The sequence below is a fragment of the Ktedonobacter sp. SOSP1-52 genome, from assembly GCF_016587395.1.
Genome location: NZ_BNJH01000008.1, coordinates 162,836 through 179,739, shown reverse-complemented (window position 1 = coordinate 179,739; position 16,904 = coordinate 162,836). Strand labels below are relative to the sequence as shown.

General features: G+C 53.4%; 13 protein-coding genes and 3 pseudogenes. 6 read left to right on the top strand and 10 right to left on the bottom strand.

Annotation, left to right across the window (positions count from 1 at the left end; genetic code table 11):
- Positions 1 to 47: 47 nt before the first annotated feature.
- Entirely contained in the window at positions 48 to 644 is a 597-nt protein-coding gene (locus tag JMJ16_RS52590) for a TetR/AcrR family transcriptional regulator (RefSeq protein WP_201394681.1), read from the bottom strand.
- 68 nt (positions 645 to 712) lie between these two features.
- On the opposite strand from JMJ16_RS52590, the gene JMJ16_RS52585 reads away from it, so the two are divergent.
- Positions 713 to 1,747, top strand: a complete 1,035-nt coding sequence (locus JMJ16_RS52585; protein ID WP_201394680.1) for an aldo/keto reductase — start codon at positions 713 to 715, stop codon at positions 1,745 to 1,747.
- Positions 1,748 to 1,893: 146 nt separating this feature from the next.
- Positions 1,894 to 2,763: an IS982 family transposase gene (locus JMJ16_RS52580; protein ID WP_201394679.1), complete on the top strand. Its 870-nt coding sequence runs from the start codon at positions 1,894 to 1,896 to the stop codon at positions 2,761 to 2,763.
- Between the two features lie 108 nt (positions 2,764 to 2,871).
- On the opposite strand, the gene JMJ16_RS52575 is transcribed toward JMJ16_RS52580, so the two are convergent.
- From JMJ16_RS52575 to JMJ16_RS52560, 4 genes and pseudogenes are all read right to left on the bottom strand, one after another.
- Complete coding sequence (locus tag JMJ16_RS52575; protein ID WP_201394678.1) at positions 2,872 to 3,525, bottom strand: hypothetical protein; 654 nt, start codon at positions 3,523 to 3,525, stop codon at positions 2,872 to 2,874.
- A gap of 331 nt (positions 3,526 to 3,856) precedes the next feature.
- A pseudogene (locus JMJ16_RS52570) lies at positions 3,857 to 4,968 on the bottom strand (IS701 family transposase); the annotation flags it as partial.
- A 194-nt stretch (positions 4,969 to 5,162) separates the two neighbouring features.
- Positions 5,163 to 5,834, bottom strand: a complete 672-nt coding sequence (locus tag JMJ16_RS52565) for a Type 1 glutamine amidotransferase-like domain-containing protein (RefSeq protein ID WP_201394677.1) — start codon at positions 5,832 to 5,834, stop codon at positions 5,163 to 5,165.
- Between the two features lie 602 nt (positions 5,835 to 6,436).
- Positions 6,437 to 6,634, bottom strand: a complete 198-nt coding sequence (locus JMJ16_RS52560; protein ID WP_201377430.1) for a ribbon-helix-helix protein, CopG family — start codon at positions 6,632 to 6,634, stop codon at positions 6,437 to 6,439.
- Between the two features lie 72 nt (positions 6,635 to 6,706).
- Here JMJ16_RS52560 and JMJ16_RS52555 point away from each other — a divergent pair, with 72 nt between their 5' ends.
- The 3 genes and pseudogenes from JMJ16_RS52555 to JMJ16_RS52545 all read left to right on the top strand — a co-directional run bounded on the left by JMJ16_RS52555 (position 6,707) and on the right by JMJ16_RS52545 (position 10,361).
- Positions 6,707 to 7,834, top strand: a complete 1,128-nt coding sequence (locus JMJ16_RS52555) for an RNA-guided endonuclease TnpB family protein (RefSeq protein ID WP_201377427.1) — start codon at positions 6,707 to 6,709, stop codon at positions 7,832 to 7,834.
- A 238-nt stretch (positions 7,835 to 8,072) separates the two neighbouring features.
- A pseudogene (locus JMJ16_RS52550) lies at positions 8,073 to 9,199 on the top strand (RNA-guided endonuclease InsQ/TnpB family protein).
- 184 nt (positions 9,200 to 9,383) lie between these two features.
- Positions 9,384 to 10,361: a DUF4097 family beta strand repeat-containing protein gene (locus tag JMJ16_RS52545; protein ID WP_201394676.1), complete on the top strand. Its 978-nt coding sequence runs from the start codon at positions 9,384 to 9,386 to the stop codon at positions 10,359 to 10,361.
- 299 nt (positions 10,362 to 10,660) lie between these two features.
- Here the strand turns inward: JMJ16_RS52545 and JMJ16_RS52540 are convergent, their stop codons facing one another.
- From JMJ16_RS52540 to JMJ16_RS52530, 3 genes and pseudogenes are all read right to left on the bottom strand, one after another.
- Entirely contained in the window at positions 10,661 to 11,647 is a 987-nt protein-coding gene (locus tag JMJ16_RS52540) for an LLM class flavin-dependent oxidoreductase (protein WP_201394675.1), read from the bottom strand.
- 409 nt (positions 11,648 to 12,056) lie between these two features.
- Positions 12,057 to 12,963, bottom strand: a pseudogene (locus tag JMJ16_RS52535) (transposase); the annotation flags it as partial.
- Between the two features lie 193 nt (positions 12,964 to 13,156).
- Positions 13,157 to 14,116, bottom strand: coding sequence for a zinc-binding dehydrogenase (locus tag JMJ16_RS52530; protein ID WP_201394674.1), 960 nt, complete (start codon positions 14,114 to 14,116; stop codon positions 13,157 to 13,159).
- A gap of 232 nt (positions 14,117 to 14,348) precedes the next feature.
- Here JMJ16_RS52530 and JMJ16_RS52525 point away from each other — a divergent pair, with 232 nt between their 5' ends.
- Entirely contained in the window at positions 14,349 to 15,197 is an 849-nt protein-coding gene (locus tag JMJ16_RS52525; RefSeq protein WP_236602213.1) for a helix-turn-helix transcriptional regulator, read from the top strand.
- A gap of 129 nt (positions 15,198 to 15,326) precedes the next feature.
- Here JMJ16_RS52525 and JMJ16_RS52520 read toward each other — a convergent pair whose 3' ends face one another.
- Both JMJ16_RS52520 and JMJ16_RS52515 read right to left on the bottom strand, forming a co-directional pair.
- On the bottom strand, positions 15,327 to 15,725 hold the full coding sequence (locus JMJ16_RS52520) for a nuclear transport factor 2 family protein (RefSeq protein ID WP_201394672.1): 399 nt from the start codon (positions 15,723 to 15,725) through the stop codon (positions 15,327 to 15,329).
- An 867-nt stretch (positions 15,726 to 16,592) separates the two neighbouring features.
- The gene (locus JMJ16_RS52515; protein WP_201394671.1) at positions 16,593 to 16,886 is read right to left on the bottom strand and encodes an HIT family protein; all 294 of its coding nucleotides are present in this window, start codon (positions 16,884 to 16,886) and stop codon (positions 16,593 to 16,595) included.
- Positions 16,887 to 16,904 lie beyond the last annotated feature (18 nt).

The following is a 16,904-nucleotide window of genomic DNA, read 5'->3' as shown; positions in this document are numbered from 1 at the left end:
CAACCGTATCGAGGTACGGCTGTTGCTTCTTCTCTGGATCAGCAGGATCAGGTCGATCTCTCCCCCCGGAGTCCCGCAATGAGCAGTTCGACCATGCGGCGGGCGTCGTAGCGCGAGTCAAGGTCTCCACCAACGCAGAGGCTACCGATGCCACGCATCAGTTCATAGGCGTCAATATCGGCGCGGATCTCTCCGGCTTCTGCGGCGGCGGCGAGCAACTGAGCGCACACGGGCACGAGGCGGTCAAGGAAGTAGGCATGCAGCGCATCGAAGCCGGCGCTGTCTGATTGCAGGACCGCAGCGAGTCCATGCTTGGTGACCAGAAAATCCACGAAGAGGTTGACCCACTGACAGAGGGCCGAGTGCGGCGAGTCACTCCTGGCCAGCAGGACCGGACCAGCCTCGGCACAAGCTTCGACCTGATGGCGGTACACGGCCACCACGAGATCCGCTCGCGTTGGGAAGTGGCGGTAAATCGTCCCCATTCCGACGCCTGCCGCCGCCGCGACGTCACGCACTGGCGCCTCGACACCGGACGTGACGAACACAGCAGCGGCGGCGGCGAGCAACGCCTGCTCGTTGCGCTGCGCGTCGGCCCGAATCTTGCGGGCTGGTTGCCCTGCTCCCTCGTCGTTGGTGGTCATCGCTTCATTCCTCAAACCAGAGCTTGACAAACGGAACATCGTTCCGTATACTATGGAGGAAAACAATCATGCAATATCGTACCCTCGGCCGCACCGGCATCGCGGTCAGCCAACTGTGTCTTGGCGCGATGATGTTCGGCTCCTTCGGCAACCCCGATCATGACGAGTCGATCCGCATCATCCACAAGGCGCTGGACGCCGGGATCAACTTCATCGACACCGCCGATGGCTACTCCGCCGGCGAGTCAGAAGAGATCGTGGGCAAGGCGCTCTCTGGCGGACGGCGCGAGCATGTAGTGCTCGCGGTCAAGTTCGGCCCTCCTTTCGACCAGGACCCCAACCATCGCGGAGCGTCGCGGCGCTGGATCACGGAGGGGGTCGAAGGCTCGCTGCGCCGGCTCCAGACTGATTGGATCGATCTCTACCAGGTGGGTGTTCCCGATCCCAACACCGATATCGACGAGACCCTTGGCGCCTTGTCTGATCTCGTCCATGCCGGCAAGATCCGCTCCTTCGGCGCGTCGAAGGTTCCCGCCTCACAGATCGTCGAGGCCCAGTGGACCGCTGATCGCCGTGGACACGAACGGTTTCGTACCGAGCAGCCCCCCTACAATCTCCTGACCCGCGCGATCGAATACGACGTGCTGCCGACCTGCCTGCGCCACGGCATGGGCGTGTTGGCCTACAGCCCGCTGGCCGGGGGGTGGCTGTCGGGCAAATACCGCAAGGGCCAGGGAGTCAGCGGGTCAGCCTCCCCCTTTCGCGCCTGGTTCTCTGGGCTCTTTGACTCCACCAACCCAGCCAATGCCGCCAAGCTCGACGCCGCCGACGCCCTCGGCGCTCTCGCCGACGAGGCTGGGATGACCCTCATCCAGATGGCAGTCGCATTCGCCATCCGCCATCCTGCGGTCACCTCCACGATCATTGGCCCGCGCACCATGGAACACCTGGACGCCTACCTCGAGGCTTCCGGGATTGACCTGTCGAGCGACGTGCTGGACCGCATCGACCAGATTGTTCCCCCCGGAGTCACGATCAACGTCGCCGACAACATGTGGGACTTCGGCACAACAGCGCTGAGCGCCGCGTCTCGCCGCCGCTAATTTGTCCATTTGGGAATTCTATTGGGTGGAATCAGGATACATCGATGAGTGACCTGCTCTCTTGTCTCCGGGGGGACCCACTCACCGATGTATCAATAGATTCGTTCACGGAGTTCCCAAATTGACACTACCGGAGGGGTATAAGGATGAGTTTACTTGAATTGTTTTGTGATGTCGATGATTTCATGCTTAGTTTTGCTTCAGAGTGGAAGGCCAACCAACTAGCCACAGGCAAGCAGCGAGAGCGCGCCGGCCAGTTATGTCCAAGTGAGGTGATGATGATTCTCATTCATTTCCACCAGTCGCATTATCGAACATTCAAAGCGTACTACACGGAACACGTTCAGGTGCATCTGAACAAAGAGTTTCCGCACCTGGTTAGTTATACACGCTTTGTTGCACTCATCCCAGGGATGCTGATACCCCTTCTGGCCTACTTGCAGAGCCGATTTGGACCTTGCACTGGGATCAGTTTTATCGATTCCACCTCCCTGGAAGTTTGTGATCCCAAACGGATCAATCAGCATCGGGTCTTTGCTACTGATGCCAGGCGTGGGAAGACGAGCATGGGCTGGTTCTTTGGCTTCAAGTTGCACCTGGCAGTCAATGACCGAGGCGACCTGCTGGCATGTTGTTTGACAGCTGGCAATGTCGATGATCGCAAGCCGGTTCCCCAGATGGTCAAACGCCTGCGGGGCAAGTTGATTGGAGATCGAGGCTATGTCTCGGCTCCTTTGACTGCACTCCTTTTTGAGCAGGGACTCCAACTCCTCACTCGCCTCCGCAAAAACATGACCAATCAGCTCATGTATCTTTCAGATAAACTGCTGCTGCGCAAACGAGCCATCATTGAATCCATCATTGACCAGCTCAAGAACATCTCTCAAATTGAGCATTCTCGTCATCGTAGCCCGACGAATTTTGTTGTCCATTTGATCGCTGGGCTCCTTGCTTACAGCCATCAGGAGAAAAAGCCCGGCCTGCATCTGGATAAACGCGCTCTTCTGGCTGCTTGATGAGTTTGGCTTATCCAGAACTCACGTTATTTACTGTAATTCTTCTGATGAATCCCTCGCTGCGCATACCAGCACCGATTTGGGCCACGATTGTACCCCCGGCGCGCACTAAAGCGACCAGCCAAGCCCACAAAGCGAAACGAGGTAAGTGACGCCAACCAGGCAAACCACTGGCGAATCGGGAGTGATCGCCAGTTCGCCCTCTTCTGGACTGATGAGCACGTAGTGCCCCTTTGCTCCACATTCGATCAAGGGAATGAGTGGGTTTCGTTTCTCCGTGGGATGGCACACTAGCGGTGGAACGGCTTGCAGAAGTGGTTCAGCAGACAAGGGCAACGTAACGGATGGTTGATCTCTCAGGTGTGTTTGGAAAGAGAGGGCCAACTGCTGTTGAGCTGTTGCGTACTGCCGCTCCTGGAGCAACTGGAGAGCGACGTTCGTGAGTTGCGTTTGCAGGGTTGCAACCTGTGCTTCCAGTTGCGCAAGCCTGGCTCGGAGATCGGCCTCAGCCGCTGATGGAAGAGGTAGCTGGTTGGCAAACGCAGATGGCGTTGGACTGGTAAAGGCGGTTGGTTCCGACATTGGGAGGATGCGATCATGGAGATTGGCCAGGACAAACACTTGCTCCTGGGTTAAGCATTTGACCCGTGCATCCGTAGAATGGGCATGTAAAGCTATCTGAGCCTGTGTGAGCCACTGGCGCAGCGTTTTGGGATCAACATTGAGCAAACGACAACATTCAATAAACGAAAGACTGGTCATGCAAACAGCCTCGCTTTCTCAGAACCCTCGTGAGATCGAGGGAAACTCCAGGGAGATTGCCTGGAATCGGAACAACAGCAGAGAAAAGATGATCGTTTGATTGAGCCAAATGATGGTTGTTACTCAGCAGTGCATCGGCGTTTCGTATGAAAAAAGCTGGCCCGACTCTGAGGCTCCGTCGCCACCACAACCAAGAAAGCACCAGGATGGCGCTGCGAGGCAGAGGCCAGAGCAGCGTGGCCAGGAGATGACGAACTTCGGGGATGGTAAGTGGGAGCAACGATGGTCTGGTTGGTGCAGGTGCTCGTTCGGTAGGGGAAGCGCGGGCCGCCGCACAAATACCTGCGAGCGCGGCCATGACCACCATGACCAGGGTAATGAAGCGATACCAGGCCGTGAAGCCGCGCGCTTCGTAATCTTCCAACCCCATCTCTTTCCCGGTCTCGAAACAGGTTTCAATCGACCATCTCGCGCCTATCGCTTTGACCATCTCGGCAAGCGTCGTGCCTTTCGGGACAAACACCAGGTAGAAAGTCTTTTCGGTGGGGTCATCGAGTCGGCGGCGAATGAGAAGCCAATGCTGACCATCATCTTCCCACCGATGGAGGATGGGTAGCACGGCCCAATCGAACCACCGTGGTCCCTTTGTTCCCTCGTTCATGGAAAGTCGTTGCCAATCTGAGGTCGTGAGCATCTGGGCCTCTGCCTCTGCTACGGTCAGACGTTTTCGACCTGTCGCGGTCTGAATACCCACGGCTTCCGTATTCGCCACAGCTCCCACATAGCGGTACTGGTGAACTTCGAGCCAGGTCCGCAGGTCCAGATTGCCGCCATACACACTGTCGGCAACGACCCAGGCGACCGGGACTTGCGCTGCGTCGAGTCGCTCCAACATCAGCCAGGCCAGTTCGGGCTTGGTTTGAAAGGATACATCATCGGGAATACCGGCTTCCTGGCAACGCTGCCGATCCTCAGTCCAGCGCAGGGGCAGGTACAATTCCCGGTCAAGCAAGGTACAGCCCTTGGAACTGGCGTAGGCCAAAAAGACCCCGACCTGGCAGTTCTCGACTTGTCCCGTGGTGCCACAGTGCTGCGGGTGCCACAGTGCTGCGCGCCGACGCCAGCAGATTTCTTCCCGCGCTTGCGGAAACTTGTTTCGTCAATGACCACGATCGCGCCAGGATCGCCCAGGCACTCCAGGATGCACATGCGCAGATCGTCGCGCACCAGATCTGCATCCCACACTGCCTAGTTGAGCAGCCGTTGCATCCCATCGGGCCGGCTTTCTCCGGCGTGTTCGGCGAGTTGCCAGCCGTTCTTGCGCCCGACGTTACTCACGATCCCTTTGAGGTACGCAAGCGCCCGACGGCGTGGTTCGGGACGAGCAAAATGAGGAGCGATACGAGCATGGAGTTGTTTCAGTTCCTGCCCCCACCGCCAGATATCAAGAAAGGTTGTTGGAGCTTCCCCAAACCGAGGCGTCGTTCCCTGCACGTGCCACCTTGCCGTTCGTCATGCGAGTGAAGGCGCTACAAAATGCTCGATGTAAGAAAAGCATACTTGACACATGGGAAAGACGCAACAAACAAGCATCGAAGGATGCTCCTGGGCGAGCACTCCAACTGGCGAGTATTTCCTTAGGGCGTAAACCGTTTCCAATGGCCTTCGGAGACCACTTCGACTGCTCCGTCGATCACTTTCATGGCGGTTTGATCGTCAATCGCGTAGGACGGCACCGGCATGCCGGCGGCCCATCTTTCTGCGTCGGCCATGGTGTTTCTCGGCAGATCGGGATTATTTAGGTGCGGAAAAATCGCAAAATCAACCACTCCCAGCGTTCTATCGCCACCGGTGGGCGGCTCCCAGCCGACGAAGTACTCCCCGATGTTGGGGGTCATCACCATGCTCCCGGCGCTCAGCCCCACATAGACCGTCTCGCGCCCAAGCTCCGGCAAGAGGTCGGCCAGTCCGGATTGCCGCATCCAGTAGCACAAATACAGGGGATCGCCACCGTTCACCAGCAGGACGTCAATCTCCCGGACCATGGGAACCCAGAGCTCTTCATCGATGCTGGGTAGTGCGGTGAGCTCCAGCACGCCCAACGACTTCCATCCCAATTCGCACATGGGGGTTTCGGGTTCTTGCCCGCTGATGAATCGCCATGCGTTGCCGGCACCGCCGCGCTGAGCGTAGTTCGCAGTGGGGATGCAGAGGGCGCTGGACTCGGCAATCGGTTTGCCCAGTAGGTCGACCAGCGCGTTGTGGATGCTCGTGTTTTTGATGCCAGCCGAGGTGAGAAGCAATTTCATGATGGTTCCTTTCCAATCCATGAAGAGCTGAAAGTCTTTTCCAGTCCTATTACATGCAAGACATTCTACCGCCTTGCAAAGCAAAAAAACTTCTCCTATCTTGCTCTTTCCCGGCTTCGAGCCATGTGCGGAGTGGGCATGAACCGGCCTTAAGGGTTCACTTCAGAGATTACAAGCGAGGCAATTTTTTTCTAACGGATACGTTCAATATGTGCCAATGAGCCGATGTCATCCCCGTCAAAAAGAAGTGCGGCTGTAGTGTTCCTCCGCTCAGCCCAAGGCTCGGCCCATCACTCAGCCCATAGCGCAATTCTAGGTACAGCCCAACGTGCAAATCATAGATCAACAATACAACAAATCCGGCGATGATTCCCGCGCTGAGGAGACTTAAGAGTAGCGTGTTACGAAAGGAGGGATGGAGTCGGTACAGGCCAGTAAGGTTATCATCCAGAGCAAAGATGCTCATTTGTTTTGCCTCAAAAGAAAGTGTCTTTACAGCAACCCCTGTAAAGGCTGGTTCCACCTGATTTTTTTAGGCGATATCGTTGTGCTTCACCTCCTGTCTTCCGTTTACAGAAAACGAGCCAGAAAGCCCCTGTGATTTATCCAGGGGATGAATGGCTCTTCCTTGTCTGGGGCGTGGGTGGAGTTGGCTGGTAGGTTGGATCATCCCATGCCAAATAGGCATCTAAAGCCCGGCGTACTATTTCCGCTTCAGGTAAGTTCTCCTCTCGACTTTTTCTCTCTAATCGTTCCACCTGTTTCTCAGTAAAGTAGATATTTTTGCGTGCTCGTACCATGATCTACCTCTCTTGACTACATCACAATTGTGATGTAAAATATACCACTGGAAACGAGAAGGAGCAAGAGGGATGCTGACCTACGAATACAAACTGGATGGCAACAAGGCTCAATATACAGCCATTGATGAGGCTATCCGTATCGTGCAGTTCATTCGCAACAAGTGCCTGCGTTTGTGGATGGACAAGCATGCGAGCAAGAATGATCTGCAATGCTATTGCGCTGTTCTTGCCAAAGAATTCCCCTTTGCTTTTTCTCTCAATTCTCAGGCTCGGCAAGTGGCTGCTGATCGGGCATGGGCTGCCGTCTCTCGCTTCTATGACAACTGCCGTAACCAGAAACCAGGCAAGAAGGGCTATCCACGTTTTCAGCATGATAACAGGTCGGTCGAGTACAAGACGACCGGGTGGAAGCTGGACTCGGACGGCAAACATATTACCTTCACCGACGGATGCAACATCGGTCGCTTGCGTCTGATCGGCAGTCGTGATCTCGCCACCCGCCCCATCCCTGACATCAAGCGTGTTCGTCTCATCCGGCGTGCCGATGGCTACTACTGCCAGTTTGCCGTCGTGGCCGAGCGGCATATCGAGCATCTTCCCTCTGGCAAGCAGATTGGTATCGATGTTGGCTTGAAAGCCTTCTCTACCGATTCTGAGGGAGTCACCGTTGAGAACCCTCGCCACTATCGCAAAGCAGAAAAACGCCTCAAACGTTTGCAACGTCGTCTCTCTAAGAAACAAAAGAAGAGTCAGAATCGAAAGAAGGCTCGCAAAGCCGTTGCAAAAGCCCACTTGAAAGTCCAAAGGCAGCGTGAAGATTTTGCCAGAAAGCAGGCAAACGCGCTCGTCTCGTCTCACGACTTGATTGCCTTTGAAGATTTGCAGATTCGCAACATGGTCAGAAATAGGCACCTTGCCAAGAGCATACACGATGCTGGATGGGGGCTATTTCTGGCTTGGGTCAAGTACTATGCGGCAGCACATGGTATCCCTGTCATTGCTCTCCCGCCACACTCCACCAGTCAGAATTGTTCAGCCTGTGGCACGCTCGTCAAGAAGAGCTTGAGCGTGCGAACTCACATATGCACAGGTTGCGGCATCGTGTTGGATAGAGACCACAACGCCGCTATGAACATTTTGCAGAAGGCTCTCAGTCCCGTAGGGCATACGGAAACTGATGCACCTCTGAGTGCATAAAACGCTTCTGGACAGGAGGACCTCTACTGTCTCTCAGTAATGGGAGTGAGCAAGTCGCCTGGATGAAGGAAGAATCCCCCTGGATGTATCCGGGGGAGTGTCAAAGAAACCCGAGCGAGAAAGCCCCGCTCATTCATAATGGGGATGAATCGCCGTTCCTTTGGTCTCTGGTGTTTCCATCTTCTTCCTGCTGAAAAAGAAGATGGCAAAAGAAGGAAGAAAAAGGAGCAAGGGCACAATGCTGATCTATGAATACAAGCTGGATGGCAACCAAGCACAATATGCCGCCATTGATGAGACGATCCGCATCGTGCAATGTATTCGTAACAAGTGTCTTCGCTTGTGGATGGATGAGCATGCTACCAGGAATGATTTGCAATGCTCTTGCGCCGTCCTTGCCAAAGAATACCCCTTTGCTTCTTCTCTCAATTCACAGGCCCGTCAAGCCAGTGCCGATCAGGCCTGGTCTGCCATTCAACGTTTCTATGACCACTGCAAAGCCAAGAAGCCAGGGAAGAAGGGGTATCCGCGCTTTCAACATGATAATCGCTCGGTGGAGTATAAGCAAACGGGGTGGAAGCTTGAGCCTGATGGGAAACATATCACCTTCACCGATGGCTGTGGGATTGGCCGTCTTCGCCTGGTCGGGACGCGTGTCATTGAAACCTTCCCCGTGAAACAGATCAAGCGCGTGCGGCTCATCCGGCGTGCAGAGGGGTATTATGTGCAATTCTGTGTCCAGGCAGACCGTCAGACGGAGCATCTGCCCACTGGCAAGCTTGTTGGGATTGACGTTGGCTTGAAAGCCTTCTCCACCGACTCGGAAGGCAATACGGTTGAGAATCCTTGCCACTACCGCAAAGCAGAAAAACGCCTCAAGCGGCTGCAGCGGCGGCTCAGTAAGAAACAGAAGCAGCGTCAGAATCGCAAGAAAGCTCGTCAAGCCGTCGCAAAGCGCATCTCAAGATCCAAAGGCAGCGCGAGGATTTTGCCAGGAAGCAGGCAAACGCGCTGGTGTCATCTCACGATTTCATCGCCTTTGAAGATCTGCAGATCTGCAACATGGTCAGGAACAGACACCTTGCCAAGAGCATCCATGACGCGGGTTGGGGTCGATTCCTGACCTGGGTTACCTACTATGCCGCCTTGCATCACGTCCCGGTGATTGCCGTCTCCCCCCACTTCACCAGTCAGAACTGTCGTGGGTGCGGCACGCTCGTCAAGAAAAGCTTGAGCGTCCGAACCCATGTATGCACTGACTGTGGAGTGGTCTTAGACAGGGATCAGAATGCGGCGTTGAACATTTTGCAAAAAGCGCTCAGTACCATCGGGCAGATGGGAACTGATGCACTTGTGAGTGCATGAAACGCTTCTGGACAGGATGGCCTCTACAACGTCTCAGCAATGGGGCGCTGCAAGCAACCTGGATGAGAGAAGAATCCCCCTGGATGTATCCGGGGGAGTGTCAAGTTGAGATACTATTGATATTGCCACGATAAAGTGAGCTTAAATACCCATTTAGAGCATATATGTTCTGGAAGAAGGAAACATGCAATCTGAACAGCAGTTTGATGAAAGACGGAAGGACAATCGCGATCCGCGCGAGCAGGTGCCCGATGCGTATGGTTATCGTGAATCAAAGGCGGATTATATACAACCTCCACAGCGTCCGCAGAAGCGGGGATCAAGATTCCTGGGTGTCTTGCTCGTCTTGCTCCTCTTGCTGGGTGCAGGTTCGTTGTTTGGAGGACATATGCTATCAAGCAATACCAGCGGCACGCTCCCAGCGCATACGTTCACGCTCACGGGCAAAGATAGCCTGCGTGTCATAAGTACGCATGGCGATGTCCATATCCACCAGGGGAACACGAATACTGTTGTCGTGACGGCCACCAAACACACACCCATTCTAGGCAATCTTGGCGATAATCTGAAGGTAGACTATACTCAGAATGGCAATGCTATCACCGTGCAGGTCGAGGGCAATAGTAGCGGGTTTCTCTTCAATTCCGCCAGCATTGATCTCGATATCACCATTCCAACCACGAGCGATGTCGACATCAATGACGCCTCCGGTGATATTACAGTGTCAGACATCACTGGACAGGTCAAGGCTGAGACGGGTAGTGGTGATATTGAAGTGACAAATGTAGAGGGAACAACGACGCTGAAAACAGGCTCAGGGGATATTCAAGCGAGCGGGATAAGCGGAACGGCGGACATACAATCGGGTTCGGGTGACGTAGACCTGGAGGATGCGCACTTACAAGGGAAGAGTGTTCTGCATACCGGGAGTGGTGATATCCGCTTCGATGGTTCGCTCAACGCGAATGGTGACTATACACTTGAGAGTGGAAGTGGCGACATTGATGTGACTCTACCCGCCGATTCCGCACTCCAGTTTAGCCTGCATTCCGGCCATGCTGATATTAAGAACGACTTCGATACCGAAAGCGTCGGCAACGGCCCACGTGCGCCCGTTTCTATCCGTACCGGTAGTGGCGATATCAACATCCATAAGCGATAACGCATCCGAACCTTTTGGGTTGTAGAGCGGTGAAGGGCAGGGAGCGTGATCCCCTGCTATGGATCGCGCCCTATGCCTTACCATCGAGCAGGGTCAGAGAGAAGAGATGGCTGGTTGATCGGGTGCCCCAATCCTCCAACCAGCCGAAGAGGATCAGTGTTCATTGCGTAGGTGTGGAGATGGATCAGTTCACACATTGGTTGCTCCTTTGAGAGAGGGGTTTTGCCCTCTCTCGCTCCAATAGTCCTCACTGGCTTCAACTGTTGCGAAGCTCTGAGGAATAGCAGAAAGCCTTTTGTTCAGGAGCACTGAATCGCGGGCATGATTTCGCGGGAGAAGATTTCCAGCGTTTCGGTATCCGTGGGAAAAACATACATAATGAAGTATTGCATTCCCATATTCACCAGGATCTGGATCTGCGTCTTTACTTCCTCAATTGTGCCAACGATAGCTCCTTTGACTGCGTCTTCTCGGATGGGGTTGAGACGTTGTTTGGCGACCAGTTCTTCCGGAGTGCGGGCAATCTGGAGGGTTGGAACAAAGTAGCTATGCAATACGCTCTCGGGGGTACGGTTATACTTTTCACAATACGAGTTGAGCACATCATATTTACGCTGGACATCTTCAAGACGGAAGGCGCTTCCAGTCCAGATATGGGGACCGAAGTTACTCATGTCGGCATATTGAGCAACCTGGCGCAGAGTGACACGCTCACCACCGCCACCAATGAGAAGAGGGACATGAGGTTGTTGCACAGGCAACGGATAGCCGTTTGTTTGCTGGAGCTGGAAATGACGACCCTGATAATTGAGAGGTTCCCCTTGCCAGAGACCCTTAATAATCTGAACAGTTTCTTCCAGTCTCTCCTGGCGTTCGCTGACACTCAGCAAAGGTATACCTAACTGCTCAAACTCAATTTTATCATCGCCCATACCCAGTCCAAGAACCAGGCGACCATGGCTGGCACGATCTATATCTGCCGCCATTCGTGCCAGGATTGCCGGGTGCCGATAAGAGGCACTGCTAACGAATGACATAAGACGAATACGTTTGGTCGTAACGGCAAGCATAGACAGGGTTGTCCAACAATCGGGGCTTCCCGTGCTGACTGGATGATCGTAGATGCAGGCCGCATCATAGCCGAGTTCTTCGATGTAAAGAACTTCTTTGAGTAGACTTTCCCAGTCAAGAAAGATGTTTGAGAGGATACCATACCGTATGGTGCGCTCTCCTTCGGCGATCCAGGTGGGAGAGGCCCAGGTCTGTTGTGCTTTTTCTTCAGTCAATAGAATCTCCTTTATGGTCAAGGGAATAACAACATCTGTTGAGAACATGGATGGCTGATCTGGTGAGCTGCTCCTGATCTAACGCAGGTCAGGCACTGGTAGTTTTTCTGTCAGAATCCTCTCTGCAAGGCTTGTTTTTCCGTCAGAAGGATAATTCAGCTTGACCATTTCCAGGATGGGCAGGTATTATAAGAAGTAACGTCCAATAGATAGCCAGCCTGGATGTTCCTAAATGAATAGGAAGAACAAGTTATACTGGAAATTTAGTATCCAGAAGTGAAATATAAGATCTTCCGTATAATTATATACAAAAATATATTTTTTTGCTACTTCACCAAAATCGCCGCAGGATGCTCCTGTCCTTTAGACATGGGGAGGAATGCAGCGTTCCTTTAAGGATGGCTTGGTTGAGGGATACGTGTCCATCGTCGGTTAAAGCGCTTCGGACGGCCAGGCAATACTTCCGAGTAATGGTTGCCTTTTCGTGCTCCTCATGCTCAACTTCTCGTTCAATTGGACGAATACCACGAACCTGCTTTTTCAAATCCTTCTTGGTATGACGATCAGCTTCATAGACTGGCTTTGCTGCTTCCCGCACGTAATGAAAGTGACACAACTGATGAGGAATATCTGGGAGCGCCGTGGCCACCGCATTCCGAATCGACTTTTGACCGTCTGAAATAACTCCCCGAATGGGCACAGAGAATGCCTCTTGGACTTCTTTGAGCAACATTACCAGATCAGTCTCGCGTTCGCTCAATAAAGGCCGAGCTAGCAGGATTTCCTCTGAGACACAATCACGTATCACCCAGAGGACTTCGTGGCCAACATCTGGCTTCAACCCATCCACTGCCAGAACGAGCGATCCCTGCTTCTGCACAAGAGATTGGAGGCGCTGTTGGTCGGTCATGTGAAGGGTCACTAACTCTTCATACCGCGCTAAGAGGTTCAACACGGTTCGTTCACCAATCGGTAATCCACGTTCATGCAAGCTGCGATGGATTTCTGGCAGGCTTTGATGCCGCTGGTATCGTAGGAATCCGACGAGCGCGATCACATCCAGTCCATATTCTCCGTGTGGCAACGCCCATGCGCCTTCAGCCTCCGGTCGATAGGGCTGATGATAGCGTGGACATGCTGGAGAAATACATCGACGCACCGCCATATGAAGACGATGCTTGACCGGCTAGGGTGGTTACCGTGCGTTGCGCGTAATAGGTAATATGAGCGGGTTTACCACATGTAAGACAGCGAGTTGAAAGAGGCTCGAAGGTCTGGATAGAGATAGTGTCTGAAGCGTGGCGGGGTCTGGCCATGCTTCTTCTTCTTTCTTTCGGCATCCAAAATAACGCCACTCAAAAAGAGCCTTCTCTCCACACGACCAGTTTGAGGTGAGAGAAGATGAATAGGATGATGCGATGGGGAGCGTTGGCAAGCAGGTTGAGGCATCAATGAGGTGCTCGCCATGCACCTGAGCCAGGCGCAAAACGACGGACACCTCACGTACTCTTACGAGATGTACAATACTGCCTTCCCTGAAATACGACGGCTCTGGAATTGCTGAACAACCTCGGTGATCTCTGTCCAGGGAGCTTCCACGCCAATCAGCGGATGTAAGCGCTCTTCAGCAACCAGACGTGTGAGGCGTGTGAGCCCTTCCGTTCCAACTCTGCTTTCCAGCTCTACGGGTAAGACCAGCGTGGAGAGATTGATGTTGCCAGCCCGCATGAAAATCTCGCCAAGATTCAGCGTCACCTCAAGATCGTTCATGATTCCCAGGCTAACACAAAGACCACCAGGAACGAGAAGACCACTCAATACCTTTGCTAACGCCTTTCCTCCTAGTACGTCGATAATAAGATCGTAGGGGCCAAATTGTTGTGCTACAGAGAGATCTTCTCCCACCACCACCTGGTGAACTCCTAATGCTTGTATGCTTGCTACATTCACTGCTCGCCGTACTGCTCCAACGACATGTGCTCCTGCCAGTTGGGCTAGTTGACACGCAAAATGGCCCACACCACCAGAAGCTCCAGTGACCAGAATGTTACGACTGAGCAGAGATTTGCCTCTCTCCAGGGCGTACAGGGCGGTCAGTCCTGCGGTTGGGAGAGCCGCAGCCTGAGCAAAGGAGACCTCGTTTGGGATTTCCGCAAGATTTTTTGCTGGAACAGCGACGAGTTGTGCTCCGGCCCCAAAACGAGGCGCAACAAGAAGTCCTGTTACTCTGGTCCCCCTCTTTGGCCCTGATCCATCAGCGGCGGCCTGCTCGACAATGCCCGCCAAATCCCATCCCAGTTGCCCCCCACGTTCCGCTAGCGATATTCTGTAGATGTCGCCCACGTTGAGCGAGATGGCATGCACCCGAACCAGCGCCTCTGATGGGGTGGGAGTTGGACGCTCAACTTCGCGTATCGCCAGGCGCCCGGCGACCTGAGGATCGACGACAATTGCTTGTATTGAACTCATCTGTTTCTCCTGAACACTCTCTGCTGGAGAGGAATCTTTCGTTTGTGGTTGGGTCTCTGCCCTCTTCACCAGGCAGTTCATGTGCCTGGAACATCGAGGGAAAGCTAGACCATGCAGTCTGGCTGGTGCTATTATGGAGCAGTATTCCTGTTGTAAACAGGAGTGTGCTGAACATAGGTGTAGGAGTAACAGTTTCAGATGCTGTGAGAGACAAGGGAGCAAGAAAGAAGAGATGAGAGAAACAGGAACGCGCCACACACACCTTGCCGATTTTTTGAAAACCCGTCGTGCCCGTCTACGTCCAGAGCAATTTGATCTCCCCACCTATCCCAGGCGTCGAAAGCCCGGACTTAGACGAGAAGAACTCGCCGGACTTGTTGGAGTGGGCGTTTCCTGGTACACGTGGCTCGAACAAGGTCGGGATATTCATGTCTCCGATCAGCTCCTTTCCCGCCTTGCAGATATCTTACAATTGAACTCCCAGGAGCGCAGTCATCTGTTTCTCCTGGCTCGAGGCCCGCTCCCCGATGAGCAGGGCAGGGAAATCCTGGAGCCACTCACTGCCTATCAAGCCATTCTCGATGGCTGGGGCATCTACCCAGCACTTCTCGTCGATCAACATTTGGATGTGATCGCGTGGAATGAAAGTGGCAATCGCGTTTTTGGCGATTTCTCCAGTCGCTCTGAGCGAGATCGCAACGCCGTCTGGTCCACCTTTATGGATCCCTCGCAACGAGAACGCCTTGTGCACTGGGAACAAGCGGCACGGCGAAGCATCGCACTCTTGCGCGCAAGGAGTGACCGCTATACCAATGAGACCCGGTTTGGAGAGTTGATTACGGATTTGCACCAGGCGAGTCCCGAATTTCGTGCTTGGTGGCCTGAGCATGACGTTCTCTTCGCGTGTCACGATCAGAACGAAATCAATCATCCGCAGATCGGCTCCCTCGCGTTCCAAGGAACGACCCTCGTTGTGCCGGAACGGCCGGACTTACAGATCATAGTCCATATGCCACTCCCGAAAGCCGACACAGCAACAAAACTCAGAGCATTCATGACCGAAGAGAGGCAATCCATCTAAAACCAAATGAAGCAACTGCATTAGCTCTTCCAGAGAAAAATGCGATTCTAGTTTTTTTGCATATCCCCAAAACAGTGTACTCGTTTCGGAGGGATATGCAAAAAAAACCTACTACAAGCAGCCATCAGATTACGACTTGTCTGGTGCTTGCATATACCATTCAGTGAACGAGCGACACTGCCCCTCATCAGTGAAGTGCAGCACCCACAGATTGTGATACGCCCGCTTGAGCGTTTTCTGAGTCTGATCCGTATAATAGGAGGACAATCCGACAGCAATCGCCATGCGGTCCTTGACCAGCAACGGTCGATACTCACCATGGTACGTCCCAGCTGCATCACGGTTCTCTAGCCAGGCCGCAACGATTTGGGAGCGACCGCGAGCCACATCCTCCCCCTCGTCCCAGGGATGCCAACGATACTCAGCGTCGTCGGTAAACAATGCAGCGATCTCGTCTGGATCATAGGTCGTCCAAGCATGGGTGTATGTGTTGAGCCAGCGCTGCACCATCTCAGCGTTCATCTTCATGGCCCTTTCTCCTTCCTCATAAAAGATCTTTATGGCCTTTTTTTACTCATTTGTTTGTTCAGTTTCTCGTCTATTTTCCTCACGCATCAGTATCATAGCATCTCGTTCCCTTCCCGAAGGATAGCTAGTCCTCGGTGCTTCTCCCCCTCAAATGTACCTGGATTTTTCTAGAGAATCAAGTTTCTTTCAGAAGGTTCTGTCTGAAATATGCTATAAGGGTTCGTGTGAGGTTGTTTTCACTCTATCTGCATTTAAAGTATGTTATTATTTTCCTGTCGCATTATTGTTCCATATCACAGCCTTCTCGCGTTGAGCTGATAATCGCGTGCAAAGGGATCTTTTTTTTGATTGTAGAGGAGACTCTGAAAATATGCCTCTCGCGAAAAACATTACACTGCTTAAATGGTTTAACTTTCTCATCGCCTTTCGACCTTTCTCTGCTCTTGCTCTTATTTACTTCTCCCAGGTTACTCACTCTTACGCGCTTGGCCTGAGCCTGTTCTCGATCACACAGCTAGCCCAGGCTATGTGCGAGATCCCAACTGGTATGTATTCAAATAGAGTAGGAAGAAAATTGTGCCTGATCATTGGGGCACTGGCTAGAGGCTGTTAGTGACTCGATTTCGAAAAATGCTCAAGGTCAAAGAAAAAGAAAAAGCACAGAGTTTGCGGATTCAATAATCACTGGCAGTGTGTCTCGCCTTGTGTAGTTGCGAGGGCCTGCCCGGATTGGAGGCGATGGGGTGTGAAGGCAGGGGGATTGGAGGTACCTGAAGGGGGCGCGAGGTATAGAAAGCGATGAGTTGTGCCGTGCGTTTGCTCAGTGCGTGTCTGACTGGAGGTGGGAGGCATTCTATCTCCAGCCAGTCAGTAAGGGCAGCCAGCCGATGGAGCCGTGGGAGCAGAAGAGGTGGCAGGGTGTGCAGCGGAGCGGGTGGAAGCGGAAAGCTCCAGATAACGTAGCCTGTGCAACACGTAGACTTTTTCCGCACCGGCGCATGCCTTGAGAGCTTTGCTCAGGCGCGTTATCAGTCGACCGATGGCTTGAGACTCGCCTGCGGTCAAGTCCGCGAAATCCGGTGTGTGGCGCTTTGTTTCCACCAGGAGGTGCCCGAGATAGGCTGGCCACTCATCTGTATGGAAATGGTGTGCGTAGACCAACTCGTCTTCGTAAATGGG